The 13,630-nt window shown below is 43.9% G+C and carries 11 protein-coding genes; 1 reads left to right on the plus strand and 10 read right to left on the minus strand.

Annotation, left to right across the window (positions count from 1 at the left end; all coding sequences use genetic code 11):
* Positions 1-110 precede the first annotated feature (110 nt).
* The 8 genes from SWP_RS18530 to SWP_RS18565 form a co-directional block, all read right to left on the minus strand.
* Positions 111-1,397, minus strand: a complete 1,287-nt coding sequence (locus SWP_RS18530) for an NAD(P)/FAD-dependent oxidoreductase (protein WP_020914155.1) — start codon at positions 1,395-1,397, stop codon at positions 111-113.
* Between the two features lie 182 nt (positions 1,398-1,579).
* The gene (locus SWP_RS18535; RefSeq protein WP_020914156.1) at positions 1,580-2,395 is read right to left on the minus strand and encodes an ABC transporter permease subunit; all 816 of its coding nucleotides are present in this window, start codon (positions 2,393-2,395) and stop codon (positions 1,580-1,582) included.
* Entirely contained in the window at positions 2,392-3,297 is a 906-nt protein-coding gene (locus tag SWP_RS18540) for an ABC transporter permease subunit (RefSeq protein ID WP_020914157.1), read from the minus strand. The genes SWP_RS18535 and SWP_RS18540 overlap by 4 nt, the downstream gene beginning before the upstream one ends.
* A gap of 10 nt (positions 3,298-3,307) precedes the next feature.
* Positions 3,308-4,444, minus strand: a complete 1,137-nt coding sequence (gene potA / locus SWP_RS18545) for a polyamine ABC transporter ATP-binding protein (protein WP_020914158.1) — start codon at positions 4,442-4,444, stop codon at positions 3,308-3,310.
* A 110-nt stretch (positions 4,445-4,554) separates the two neighbouring features.
* Complete coding sequence (locus tag SWP_RS18550; protein WP_020914159.1) at positions 4,555-5,655, minus strand: polyamine ABC transporter substrate-binding protein; 1,101 nt, start codon at positions 5,653-5,655, stop codon at positions 4,555-4,557.
* 268 nt (positions 5,656-5,923) lie between these two features.
* Complete coding sequence (locus SWP_RS18555) at positions 5,924-7,273, minus strand: glutamine synthetase family protein (protein ID WP_020914160.1); 1,350 nt, start codon at positions 7,271-7,273, stop codon at positions 5,924-5,926.
* A gap of 2 nt (positions 7,274-7,275) precedes the next feature.
* Positions 7,276-8,037 carry a gamma-glutamyl-gamma-aminobutyrate hydrolase family protein gene (locus SWP_RS18560; RefSeq protein ID WP_020914161.1) on the minus strand — a complete coding sequence of 254 codons (762 nt, stop codon included), beginning with the start codon at positions 8,035-8,037 and terminating at the stop codon, positions 7,276-7,278.
* Between the two features lie 460 nt (positions 8,038-8,497).
* A complete protein-coding gene (locus SWP_RS18565) occupies positions 8,498-9,046 on the minus strand; it encodes a cupin domain-containing protein (RefSeq protein ID WP_020914162.1) in 549 nt (182 codons plus the stop codon).
* Positions 9,047-9,291: 245 nt separating this feature from the next.
* Here SWP_RS18565 and SWP_RS18570 point away from each other — a divergent pair, with 245 nt between their 5' ends.
* The gene (locus SWP_RS18570; RefSeq protein ID WP_020914163.1) at positions 9,292-10,599 is read left to right on the plus strand and encodes an NAD(P)/FAD-dependent oxidoreductase; all 1,308 of its coding nucleotides are present in this window, start codon (positions 9,292-9,294) and stop codon (positions 10,597-10,599) included.
* 116 nt (positions 10,600-10,715) lie between these two features.
* Here the strand turns inward: SWP_RS18570 and SWP_RS18575 are convergent, their stop codons facing one another.
* Both SWP_RS18575 and SWP_RS18580 read right to left on the minus strand, forming a co-directional pair.
* The gene (locus tag SWP_RS18575; protein ID WP_020914164.1) at positions 10,716-11,132 is read right to left on the minus strand and encodes a GNAT family N-acetyltransferase; all 417 of its coding nucleotides are present in this window, start codon (positions 11,130-11,132) and stop codon (positions 10,716-10,718) included.
* 542 nt (positions 11,133-11,674) lie between these two features.
* A complete protein-coding gene (locus tag SWP_RS18580; protein ID WP_048908477.1) occupies positions 11,675-13,603 on the minus strand; it encodes an alpha/beta hydrolase family protein in 1,929 nt (642 codons plus the stop codon).
* Between the last annotated feature and the right edge of the window lie 27 nt (positions 13,604-13,630).

Genomic DNA, 13,630 nt, shown 5'->3' on the forward strand with positions numbered 1-13,630 from the left:
CGTTTCTTTACCAATGCGCTTTGAATTGAAAAGTCTGAGGGCTCTGAACTGGTCAAATACTTAATGTTATTGGATTAAAACACTTTAACACTTGTGTCGCTGGTGCCGCCTTAAACGCCTAACTTATCGCGCATAGTGTAGTACCAAGCGCCAATAGCACTGAATGGCACTTGAAACATATGTCCACCAGGGAACGGGTAGTGTGGCAAACCTGCAAACGCATCGAATCGCGTTGCTTGACCATTAATCGCTTCAGCTAAGATTTTTCCGGCTAAATGCGTATAGGTAACTCCGTGACCACTGCAGCCCTGTGAGTAATAGATATTGCTGCCAATACGCCCGACTTGAGGTAGACGAGATAAAGTCAGCAAGAAATTACCAGTCCAAGTGTAATCAATCTTCACGCCTTTAAGCTGCGGGAACGTTTTCAGCATTTTGGGAGTAATGATCGACTTGATGTCAGCTGGATCACGTGCGCCATACACCACGCCACCGCCATAAATAAGACGGTTATCTCCAGACAAACGGAAGTAATCTAATAGGTAATTACAATCTTCTACGCAGTAGTTTTGTGGGAGTAAGCTTTTCGCTAATTCATCACTGAGGGGCTCTGTAGTAATGACCTGTGTACCACAGGGCATAGCCTTAGCTTGCAGTTGAGGGATTAAGCCACCAAGATATGCATTACCCGCGACCACGACAAATTTAGCTTTTACACTTCCATGAGCGGTATGCACTACTGGGTTTTCGCCCTCCTCGACTTTAACTACCGCGGAGTTTTCATAGATCTTTCCGCCAAGGGACTCAACGGCATTTGCTTCACCCAGTGCTAAGTTAAGCGGATGGATATGCCCACCACTTTTGTCGAGTAATCCTCCCACATAGGCTTCAGTATCAACCACTTTACGGATATCATTTTTGTCCAACAACTCTAAATGGTTCATATGACCATGTTTTTCCCACAGCGCCTTTTGCGACTGTAGGTGGCCCATCTGCTTATTATTCAACGCGGCAAATACACCACCATCTTGCAGATCACATTGGATATTGTACTTGCTAATGCGATCTTTAATGATCCGAGCACCTTCAAATGCCATTTCGCCAAATAGCTTGCCTGCTTCTTTACCGACCGTCTTTTCAATCGAATCAATGTCGCGACTAAAACTATTGACTATTTGGCCACCATTTCGCCCCGAAGCCCCCCAGCCGATACGCGCCGCTTCAAGCACAGTGACGCTATAGCCCATCTCCAGCAAGTGCAATGCAGTTGATAAACCAGTGTAACCAGCACCGATAATACAGATATCAGTATCGATATTATCTCGCAGTTGAGCACGCTCTGTTTTGTCATTAGCCGATGCCGCGTAGTATGAATCTGCATGAGGTGTACTGGTCATGGTTTCCGCCTGTCTTTGGTTATTTATTATTGACATAACTTCTGTCCTTCTCGCTTTCTAAGCGAATTTTACGATCACTATCTGTGAGCGATATGTCGCTCTGATTGTTCAACAATTTAACGATGCCTTATCGCAGGCCATGCAAAACTAAGCTCCACATGACCTGACTCTTCCTAATTTGTCTAGGCTGAACTTGAGCGCTGTTTAGCGTCTGCTCTGCGGGCAAAGTACCAGGAGATGAATGCTATCAAGGACACCATCAGGATAATCAAGGTTGCTAAGGCATTTATCTTTGGAGATACCCCCATTCTCACAGACGAGAACACCACCATAGGTAAGGTTGTAGCACCAGGGCCTGAAGCGAAACTAGCAATAACCAGATCATCCAACGACAAGCTAAACGACAGCAACCAACCAGCGACGATTGCCGGAGAGATCATGGGTACGGTAATTTGAAAGAAGGTCTTCAACGGTGTAGCACCAAGATCTTGCGCCGCCTCTTCCACTGAACGGTCAATCTCGCGCAATCTCGACGACACCACCACCGCAACATAAGCCGCACAGAAAGTTGAGTGCGCAATCCACACGGTGAGCATGCCTCGCTCTGCCGGCCAGCCCAGAAAGTCAGCCATATGCACAAACAGTAACAGCAATGACAAACCCGTGATCACTTCTGGCATGACCAGAGGAGCGGTGATCATATTCGACAAGGTCAATTTACCCCAACCGCGGGCAAAACGAGTCATCACAAACGCCGCCATTGTGCCGAGAATAACCGCCATGGTAGAGGCGTAAAACGCCACCTGCAAACTGGTGCCTACCGCATCTAGAATCTGCTGGTCGCGAAACAGCTCGCCATACCACTTAACCGAAAACCCACCCCATACGGTAACGAGCTTAGATTCATTGAATGAGTAAAACACTAAGATGAACATTGGCGCGTACAGGAAGAACATGCCAGCCCAAAGCATAATGGTAGAGAAACTTAACTTCTTCATGCTGTTTTCTCCATTTCACGTGCCTGATAACGATGAAATAGCGTGATAGGGATAATCAATAAGCCCAACATCACAATCGCTAGCGCAGACGCTACCGGCCAATCTCGGTTATTAAAGAACTCCTGCCATAACACTTTACCTATCATCAAGGAATCGGGGCCACCTAATAGTTCAGGAATAACAAACTCACCCACAACTGGAATAAACACCAACATCGAGCCTGCAATAACGCCACCTTTTGATAGCGGCAATGTCACTTTCCAAAAGGTGTTTAGGCTACGAGAGCCCAAGTCTGAAGCAGCCTCGATCAAACTCATATCGAGCTGCGATAAGGTGGCGTACAGAGGTAAAATCATAAAGGGTAAATAGGTATAAATAATGCCAATGTATACGGCAGTATTAGTATTAAGTATCTGCAGCGGTTCAGAGATAAGCCCTGTCCACATCAATACATTATTGATCACACCATTGTTGCTTAATATTCCCATCCAGGCATAAACCCGAATAAGAAAAGAGGTCCAAGACGGCAACATTACTAACAACACCAACAAGGTTTGGCTGCTCTTTGGGGCTCTTGCAATGGCGTAGGCCATCGGATAGCCAATAAGCAAACAACCTAGGGTTGAGATTGTCGCCATTTTTAGCGAACCTAAATAAGCGTTGTAATACAAGGAGTCATCAAGAATGAGCAAGTAGTTGCCCAGATTGAGCATGATATTCAGTGACTCTTCCGCGTACTGAAATAGTGGCTCATATGGCGGTATGGCAATAATTGGAGTGGAAAAACTGATCTTAAGTACAATTGCGAAGGGCAGTGCAAAAAACAGTAGTAGCCAAAAATAGGGGACGCCTATGGTCCAGCATTGGCCTTTGGGTAATCGAAACTTTAACGGCTTTTTCATGATCGATTCCTTATGTTCTAAGGACCACTCCGCTGGTGGCCTCCCAGCTAATGAAAACCGCTTCTTCCCATGTAGGAGGATCAGAGCGACGTTCGCGGTTTGTCATAATGGTTTGAATTAACTGCTTATTCGGTAGACGGATGTAATACACAGAGATCCCGCCTAAATAAGCGATATCTTCCACTACACCACTTGACCAGTTATATTCACCTTGAGGCTGCTCACGAGTAATACGTGTCTTCTCTGGGCGCACTGCGACCCAAACGGTCTTGTCTTCAACACTGGTCGATACACCGTGGTCAATGAAGATATTCTGCGACAGGCCTTCGCTGGCGATCATCAGATGATCGGCTTGATCTTGTATTATCTGGCCTTCAAACAGGTTAACACTGCCAATAAACTCGGCAACCATACGACTGCTCGGGCTTTCATAGATGTCTGTAGGCGTGCCAGTTTGCGCAATCCAGCCATCATTCATGATCGAGATCCGCCCAGCCATGGTCATCGCTTCTTCTTGGTCATGGGTTACCATCACACAAGTCACGCCAACTGCTTCAAGAATATCGACGACCTCAAGTTGCATCTGCGTGCGCAGCTTCTTATCTAACGCGCCCATTGGCTCATCAAGCAGTAGTAATTTAGGGCGTTTCGCTAACGAGCGAGCTAGTGCCACACGTTGACGTTGACCGCCAGATAACTGATTTGGCCTGCGCTTGGCATAGGCTTCCATATGAACCAGCTTTAGCATCTCCTGCACACGCTCAGCAATTTCAGCTTTTGGTAGTTTGTCCTGCTTTAAACCAAAGGCGATGTTCTGCTCAACTGACATATGGGGGAACAGTGCATAAGATTGGAACATCATATTGATAGGTCGCTCATGGGGCGGCATATCGGTAATATCTTCGCCATCGAGGAAAATACGCCCCTCGGACGGCTTTTCGAAACCAGCGAGAATACGCAATAAGGTTGACTTGCCCGAGCCTGAGCCGCCTAATAATGCGAATATCTCACCCTTCTTTATATTCAGCGACACATCATCTACTGCGCGCACTTCGTCAAAAAGTTTACTCACTCGGTCGATCTGAAGTAGCACTTCGCCTTGCGTCTTTGTAATCGGTTTATTGGTGACGCCCAAGGTACTAGTCATATTACTTCTCCAACAGATAAACCCTTAAGGTCAGGGGCTTACCTTTTAAAATTGTGTCTATTTTTGCTGTTGATCAAAAAGGGCAAGGTAATACCTTGCCCCATTTTTGATTAATAACCCGATTTAACTTTGGTCCACACGCGTGTCAAGGCACGCTGAGATTTCATTGGACGTACATCACCGACGTAAAGGCGATCTAGCACCTCTTTGCTTGGGTAAATTGAGGTGTTAGTACGTACCTCTTCATCCACTAATGGCAGCGCGGGAACATTTGGGTTCGCATAAGCAACATAGTTACTAATAGGCGCAATCACTTCTGGACGAAGTAGATAGTTGATAAAGGTATGGGCATTTTTCACGTTAGCTGCATCAGCAGGTATCGCTAACATGTCAAACCATAGGTTTGAGCCTTCTTTTGGAATTGAGTACTCGATAACCTGACCATTTTCCGCTTCTTCCGCACGTGCTGCCGCTTGGAAAATATCCCCTGAGTAACCGAATGCAACACAGGTATCGCCGTTGGCTAAGTCAGTAATGTAACGTGAAGAGTGGAAGTAAGTGATGTATGGGCGTACTTTAGCCAGAACTTCACCCGCCTTTTTAAAATCATCAGCCTTAGTGCTGTTTGGATCAAGCCCTAAATAGATAAGCGCCATTGGGATCATCTCATCAGCACTATCTAACAGCGATAGTCCACATTTCGACAGTTTCTCAGCATATTTAGGGTTAAAGATTAGCTCTAATGAATCTACTGGTGCATCTTCGCCCAGCGCTGCTTTGACTTTATCGACGTTGTAACCAATACCATTTGTTCCCCACAAGTATGGTACCGAATACTGATTACCCGGGTCGGCAGATTCCAGCTGAGTCATGAGCTCAGGGCTTAGATTCTTATGATTTGATAATTGATTCGAATCAAGCTTTTGGAAAGCCCCCGCTTTAATCTGCTTAGCTAAAAAGCTATTAGATGGTACGACAATGTCGTAACCTGAGCGACCAGAAAGTAACTTAGCTTCGACCACTTCATTACTGTCAAACACATCGTAGACAACGCGAATACCAGTCTCCTTGTGGAAGTTTTCAAGCGTATCTTCGGCAATATAGTCAGACCAGTTATATACCCTAACCACTTCTTCTGCATAAGTGACACTGCTGGCCAAAACACTTGCTGTGACGAGTGCTAATGTGGTCACCTTTTTTATAAGCTTCATGCTATCTCCTATTTAGCGTAGCAGCAGAGATACCTTCTCTGCTGTTGCTGCATTGTTTGCCGATTAATCGACTTAGTTCTTATTGTTAACCAATGCTACACCTGAAAAACCGCACCGGCAGTTACTACTGCTTTACAGCTTTCATATAGATAACGCTCTGTTTTATAGCACTATCTATATGAATGACTCCTTCTTTATTCATTGTTAATTACTGGCAAAGCTCACTACTGTTCCCAATCCCCAAAATCGATAGCAGTAGTGTTCTCTTTTAAACCGTTAACAGCAGGAATTTACGCTCCCAAGAACTGATCACTTGACGGTAGTTCTCTAAATCAGCTTGCTTGACTGCAACATAGCCATTAGTAAAGGTTTCCCCTAAATACTCTCGACAGGCTGAGCTTTCAGCCATCACTGCCAACGCTTCTTCTAATGTGAGTGGCAGCGATATTCCGCTACGAGTCTCGTTGGCACGACCTTGAACTGGCGTCATAGGTTTAACATCTTCAATCATGCCCATATAGCCACACAATAAGCTTGCAGCTATCGACAGGTAACTATTGGCATCAGCGCCAGCAATGCGGTTTTCAATACGTAAGTTTTGCGGTGAAGACTCTGGAATTCGTAATCCACAAGTGCGGTTCTCTTCGCCCCATTCCAAATTAACGGGCGCTGAAGTACCTGGTAGGAAACGGCGGAAAGAGTTCACATTTGGCGCGAAGAGTGGCAGTAATTCAGGAATGAACTTCTGTAGCCCACCAATGTAGCTATAGAACAGTGGTCCTTTGCTACCATCTTCGTTTGAGAAGATATTTTTACCCGACTTAATATCAACAATGCTTTGATGTAAGTGCATCGCACTGCCAGGCTCATTAGTGATGGGTTTTGCCATAAAGGTTGCGCATACATTGTGCTTTAGTGCTGCTTCACGCAAGGTACGCTTAAACACAAATACTTGGTCAGCAAGCGACAGTGCATCACCGTGGGAGAAGTTAATCTCCATTTGCGCAGTGCCCTCTTCATGGATCAAGGTATCAATATCTAAACCTTGGATCTCACACCAGTCATACATATCTTCAAACAGCGGATCGTACTCATTGGCGGCATCAATCGAAAATGACTGGCGGCCAGACTCTTGGCGGCCAGAACGGCCAACTGGCGGAATAAGCGGTTGATCAGGGTCTTCATTAATACGAGTAAGATAGAACTCCATTTCTGGAGCTACAACTGGCTTCCAGCCCTTATCTTCATATAACTTGAGTACTTTTTTAAGTAGGTTTCGGGGAGACAGTTCTATCGGGTTCCCCATTTTATCGTAGGTATCGTGGATCACTTGCGCTGTCGCTTCAATCGTCCAAGGAAGCTTATAGACGGCATTCTCATCTGGCACGCAAACAAAGTCGATATCGGCAGCATCCAATAAAGCATCATAAGCTTCATCTTCGACATAATCGCCAGTTACTGTCTGCAATAGCACGCTTTCAGGCATTCGCATGCCTTTTTCATCGATGAACTTACCCACTGGGGCAATTTTGCCACGGGCAATACCGGTCATATCACAAACAACACATTCAACTTCGGTGATCTTTTGGTCTTTTAAATAGCTAATTAGTTTTTTCATTATTATTTTACTCTGCTCGCTGCACGGTGCTGGCAAGCCTCATTAAAGGCCTTAAAAACTGCAGTATAAAAAGCGTTATCTAACACTTTCCACTCTGGATGCCATTGAACACCTAATGCAAAATTCTTTGCGTCTTTAACTGAAAACGCTTCAATTAATCCATCATTTGCATATGCTTCTGGCCGCAACCCAACACCCAAACGGTCTACGCCTTGAGTGTGCACAGAGTTCACCTCTGCGGAGCTGCGGCCCCACGCATCGTGAAGCAATCCCCCAGGTTCTATCTTGACCTCATGAGATAAACCATACTGTTCTTCAACTGGTGCCGTTTTGTCTTCACGGTGCTCGATAAAACCACCGACTTCATGCAATCTTTGGTGTAAGCTGCCACCAAAAGCGACGTTCATCTCTTGAAAGCCACGACAAATTCCAAGCACAGGTACACCCGCCTTAATAGCGGCATGAATCAATGGTAAAGTTGTGGCATCTCGCTTAGGGTCGTGATGCGTTCCCGCTTCACTTGCTGGTCCATCAAAATGGTGCGGCTCAATATTCGAGGGGGAGCCGGTAAACAAAATTCCGTCGAGTCTTGATAACACGACTTCTGCTGGGCAATGTCCCAGCGAAGGGATAACCAGAGGCCAAGCTTGAGTGGCATCTGCTATAGCTAATAAGTACTTTTCGCCAACAATGTTAAATGGATGCAATCCTAACTGTTGATTGCATGCCGTCACACCTACTACCGCGAGCCCTACTTCCGACATATAACACCTTCAATCCTTCGTATTCAGAGTTTTTTCAATGGTTTTTATAGTAATTTTTAATCTTGATTTACGAATTTTTTATAATGAACAAATTACACTCAAATGTTCATTTTTTCACACAGTACACTTAATTTTGAAACTAGGCAATAGATTAACAGCTAGGAATGTAAATAATATCGAACTAAAATCAAAAACCAATTAATTACAACAACTTGAAGTTGATAAGGTTTATTTTACTAGTAAAACAGTGGCTTTTGCAGGCAATAGTCGAGTGATTTACTCATGTTCTCCATTGTTGACACACTTCACAAAAAGAGCGTCACCCTGCTTTATATTATTTACACATGGAACATGTGAATTTAAAAAGGACACTGGACATTAGCGTAAATAAAGCGCCAAAAAGCCACCAGCTAAATAGGTATCTAGCTGGTAAGGTCTTATGAAGGGTTTTCTTATACGATTAGAAGTTCGCTGGAGTGGTCGCACTAACAATACGACAAGGCGTATCAAACGGGTTACGAAAACGATGGGGCAGTTCACTATTAAAGTAATAGCTATCACCTTCGTTAAGCTCAAAGACCTCTTCGCCGACGGTGAGCTCGAGCTTTCCTTCAATCACCATCGCGGCTTCTTGCCCTTCATGCTTAAGCATCTCAATGCCTGTATCAGCACCTGGCGGGTAAGTTTCACTCATCACAGACATGGCGCGATTTGGAAAATCTCGACCAATTAATTTGAAGTCCAAAACGCCATCACCGATATCCAAAAGTTCATCACTACGATAAACCACCTTCTGTTCGCTGACAGTTTCATCTTCAATAGAAAAGAACTCCACCAAAGACATAGGTAACCCAGAGAGTACTTTTTTCAAAGAACTCACTGACGGACTAACGCTATTTTTCTCAATCATCGAGATGGTACTGTTAGTTACACCAGCACGCTTAGCAAGTTCGCGCTGTGATAAGCCTTTCTCTTTTCTAACGGTTTTAAGGCTTGCTCCAATATCCAAATTCTTTCCCCTAATTGAAGTTGTTGCTCTATGCCTCCAACAACATGCAGAACAATAAAACGCACGACCTAGTTCTAACTCAGTACAGCTTGATTCAAAAAGTACTGTTCATTTTATCGGGCGTATTTGTATTCTACAGGAAAGCGTGTTAAAAATAACGAACATATGTAAATAATTTATTTACAGAGTCTTGAGTATACTGTCCCAAGTCCAATTTACAATAAAAACACATGTTTGGAGAAAATATGTCAACTAAAAGCCCGGTGCATAGTGAGCAATACCCAGCCTCATATTACTTTGCAACAGCAAAAGAGCTACACCAATCACCGCGATTGGAAGAAGTAATCGATGTTGACGTATGTGTTGTAGGTGGCGGCTTTAGTGGCATTAATACTGCGATAGAACTCGCGCAAAAAGGCTTTTCTGTCGCGCTACTCGAAGCAAAAAGGATTGGCTGGGGAGCCTCTGGGCGCAATGGTGGAGAGCTTATTCGCGGTATTGGTCATAATATTGAACAGTTCGAGAATATCATCGGCCGTGAAGGAGTTAACAGCATCGAGCAGATGGGCTTTGAAGCTGTTGATATTGTCAGGCAGCGAGTCAAACAGCATAACATCGACTGTAATTTGCAGATGGGCTATTGCGACTTGGCAATAAAACCCAAACATATGCATGAACTCGAAGCTGATCTCGAACACCTGAGCAAAATTGGTTACGGCAAAAACATGACACTACTCGACAAGTCTCGCGTAAGTGAAGTAATAGGCTCAGACTTCTATCAAGGTGCACTAGTCGATATGGCTAGCGGTCACCTACACCCTTTGAATTTGGCGTTAGGTGAAGCCAAGGTTGCTCGCAGTTTAGGGGTAAAAATGTATGAGTACAGCGCGGCAGAGAAGATAATTAAAGGTGATAAACCTAAAGTGATGACTGCACATGGTGAGGTAAATTGCCAATACTTGGTGTTGGCAGGTAATGCTTACCTGGGTCACGAACTTGAGAGTAATATTGGTGGCAAAGTCCTGCCAGCTGGCACTTATATTCTGGCAACAGAACCATTAACGCAAGCACAATGTGACAGCATCATTCCCAAAAATATGGCTTTTGCCGACCTAAGAGTCGACCTCGACTACTATCACCTATCAGAAGATAACCGCCTGCTATTCGGCGGTTTGTGCACCTATTCAGGTAAAGATCCTAAAGATATAGAAGCAGCGCTCAGACCTAATCTTGAAAAAGTATTCCCGCAGCTTAAGGGCGTCCGTATCGATTACGAATGGGGCGGTATGATAGGGATAGGCGCTAACCGCCTCCCGCAAATAGGTCGCTTGCCAGATGCAAAAAATATCTTCTACGCTCAGGCCTATGCAGGCCACGGTGTAAATGCCACCCATATGGCAGCCAAATTAATTGCAGAAGCTATCAGCACTCAAGCAGAACGGTTTGATATTTTTGCACAAATACCGCATATGACATTCCCTGGTGGCCCTCACCTACGTTCGCCACTACTAGCCATGGGCATGTTATACCATAGATTCAGAGATATTTTTTAGAAATTAGAACAGCTTTAAATGGCAGCCGTTTTACTATTAAGCATTGGTAACACTGCAAACAGATATAAACGGCTTCTTAACGCATTAACCACTTACCCAGAAAGATGCCAAAAGACCTATTGATACTTTTTCAGCATAAAGTAACGTGCGGGGCTGCCAGCAAATTCCGGCACAGTTCCTACAACTTCAAAACCTAGCTTTTGGTAAAACTGCGGTGCTTGAAAAGATAAAGTATCGAGCTGAGCAACGAGGCAACCTCTTTGTTTTGCTTGCTCTTCGGCTTGCTCCATTAATTGCCGTCCAAGACCTGTGCCTCGAGCTGCTTTGTCGACCCACACCACTTCAATTAAAAAGTTTTTGTAAATGCTGCGGCCAGTAACGCCGCCAATAATATTTCCTGCATCATCTCTGGCGACAACGGACAATGGTTTAGTGTCCTCATCACCCATGTTTTCATTTCTGTGCAGGCGAAGACCGGCAACTAATGCGTCAAAAACGTTGCGGTCTTCACTGTGTAATACCTCGATTTTCATAATGGTTTCTCATGGCTTACCATGCTTGATACAGCAAGGATCTGTAATAGTTTTTATTATTTGAACAACAAGCTAGCACCTGTAACATACTGTTGTAAATAAACGATATGACTCACCCAGGCTAATAACCAAAAAAGCCTGAAGATTTCTCTACAGGCTTTTCATTTTGATAAGCTAACTAATACCAATTGCATTAAGTATTTGAGCAGTTCAGAACCCCTCAGTCTTTTCAATTCAAAACGCATTGGTAAAGAAATGGTTATTCCCTTTTAAGCCAATGCAAAGCAGAAGTGGAAAGACTGAGGGGCTCACGTAGTGCGGCTGAGGTAAACAAATTGGCAAACGCTGTATGCTTCGCTATGGGATTTGGATATAGAATAACTATTAGCTCAAACCCCACTACTTGCCTGCAGCGTTTTGAATTCCCGCTGAATGGTCAAACTTTTAATGCAATTGGTATAACTTGATAACTCAAAAATGACTACACATTTTTCGAACGACGTTTCGTCAAGTTCATTATAAATATGTTCTATTTGTATTACTTAAAGGTGTTTACTCAAAAATTTACTCAGCTCGTCATAAGCCACTTTTCGGTTCTCGGGGTTATCCAAGAAATGGGTACCATCTTTAAACTCAATGTAGTTAATATCTAGCTTCTTTTTTGCCTTTTTATAGAAATCTTTAGACTGACTATAACCAACTCGAGTGTCTCTAGTGCCGTGAATAAGTAATATTGGCGCCTTGATTTTATTAATGTTAGCGATTGCAGATACCTCATCCAACGCTTCAACAGCGTCATCATCACCAAACTTTACAATATTCTCGACGTATGAAGATTGGCGCTCTTCGTCTTCAACTAGCACTTTCAAATCGCTAATCCCAGCAATGCTCACTACGCACTTAAAGCGTTCGCTAGCTTGAAATGCAGCAGTCAGTGCTACATAGCCGCCATAGCTAGCCCCGACAATACAAGCGTCTTTTGTAACAATATTCTGCGTATCTAGCCATGCAACACCATCCATCACATCTTGTTGCATCCGTTTGCCCCACTGGTAATAACCATCAGTCTCAAATTTTGTGCCAAAACCTTGAGAGCCTCTAAAGTTCATCTGCAGAACAGCGTAACCTCGACTTGCAATGAGCTGAACCAATGGGTCAAAGTAACGCATATCTCTCGCATGGGGTCCACCGTGTGGTAACACGACTAACGCCGGTTTTTCCCCCTCTTTAAGGCCAACTGGCAGAGTGAGGTAAGCCGGGATCATCAACCCATCGCTTGCTGGGTATTCAATGGCCTGCACGCTAGCAAGTGGCTGTTTCTCCAAATGAGGATATTGAGAAAACCATAAGCCCCCTTTATTCGATTTGAGATCTAACCAAAAATACTTACCTGGAGAGTTATCTTTAATCGCAAAAACCAATACTTTGCTTTGATCTTTGCTTTCACTACTAATGAATACTTCGTAACCTTTCAGTGCCGCTTTTACATCTTCAAAGTGCTGACTGTCTTTTTCATCAAAATAATGACGTCTTTGAAAGTCGTCATTCCAGGTTACACCAACTATTTCTCCGCTAGAGTTAGTAATGGTACCGCTAAGGTCAAACTGTTCATGACCAAACAGCTTTGAATCAAATTGTCCGCTGACTATGTCGTAAAGCCACAAACTTTGACGGCCAGTTTCTCTATCGCTCAAAATATATGCCTGACTACCATCATCAGTTAAACCTTGAACACTAAAGGTAGCACCTTCACCCATCTTTCTTTTATGCAACAAAGCAAAATCTTCGTCTTCTGTTTTACGATACCAAGTACTTATAAAGTGGCCTTTTTCTTGAAATAAGCTCTTCGCTTTCTCCCCTCCAACTCCAAAACGAATAACGCCTTTAGCATCAGGGTACCAAGCGCCAACTTCATATTTATTCGCAAATTGCTTATCAAAGCCACCATCAGATAGATCGACCTTAAATACACTGTATGCTTTATCTCTTTGATCATATGTGCTGATCAGCACGTGCTCTGGCTCATTCTTTAGTGTTGACGTTAACTGATAAGATTGCACCTCATGAAAACTTTGCTTACTCATCCGTTTATTGATGAGTTCTCGTACCTTCTTGGTCTTAACATTAATGCCATAAAGTCTAGATACTCTGTAGTACATACCGTTGAAATAGCCCGGGTAACTGGTACCAATAATCACATACTCACTGCCAGACCAGCGAACAAAGTCGACTCTATCTTTAGCTTTTTTCAGCTGAGCGAGCCCAGTAATGTTTGCTGAACCGAACGCAGACAAAACGACCAAAGGACCATTCTCAGTATTATAAATAGCGACAATAGACTCGCCATTTGGCGAGACCTGGGGAGATTCAATCATTTTGAGATTAGAAAAACTTTCGACAGGAATGCTATTTGTCGCAGCAGCGCAGGGCAAGGTGAACACCAGTGCCAGTATTTTAATCCACTTATCCATATGTATAAATTCCATTATGCGATGACA

The sequence above is a fragment of the Shewanella piezotolerans WP3 genome (assembly GCF_000014885.1).
Lineage (GTDB): Bacteria > Pseudomonadota > Gammaproteobacteria > Enterobacterales > Shewanellaceae > Shewanella > Shewanella piezotolerans.

Coding starts and splice junctions, on each gene's coding strand:
- SWP_RS18530 (WP_020914155.1), bottom strand. CDS start 1,397: ATGACCAGTACACCTCATGCAGATTCATACTACGCGGCATCGGCTAAT.
- SWP_RS18535 (WP_020914156.1), bottom strand. CDS start 2,395: ATGAAGAAGTTAAGTTTCTCTACCATTATGCTTTGGGCTGGCATGTTC.
- SWP_RS18540 (WP_020914157.1), bottom strand. CDS start 3,297: ATGAAAAAGCCGTTAAAGTTTCGATTACCCAAAGGCCAATGCTGGACC.
- potA (WP_020914158.1), bottom strand. CDS start 4,444: ATGACTAGTACCTTGGGCGTCACCAATAAACCGATTACAAAGACGCAA.
- SWP_RS18550 (WP_020914159.1), bottom strand. CDS start 5,655: ATGAAGCTTATAAAAAAGGTGACCACATTAGCACTCGTCACAGCAAGT.
- SWP_RS18555 (WP_020914160.1), bottom strand. CDS start 7,273: ATGAAAAAACTAATTAGCTATTTAAAAGACCAAAAGATCACCGAAGTT.
- SWP_RS18560 (WP_020914161.1), bottom strand. CDS start 8,037: ATGTCGGAAGTAGGGCTCGCGGTAGTAGGTGTGACGGCATGCAATCAA.
- SWP_RS18570 (WP_020914163.1), top strand. CDS start 9,292: ATGTCAACTAAAAGCCCGGTGCATAGTGAGCAATACCCAGCCTCATAT.
- SWP_RS18575 (WP_020914164.1), bottom strand. CDS start 11,132: ATGAAAATCGAGGTATTACACAGTGAAGACCGCAACGTTTTTGACGCA.
- SWP_RS18580 (WP_048908477.1), bottom strand. CDS start 13,603: ATGGATAAGTGGATTAAAATACTGGCACTGGTGTTCACCTTGCCCTGC.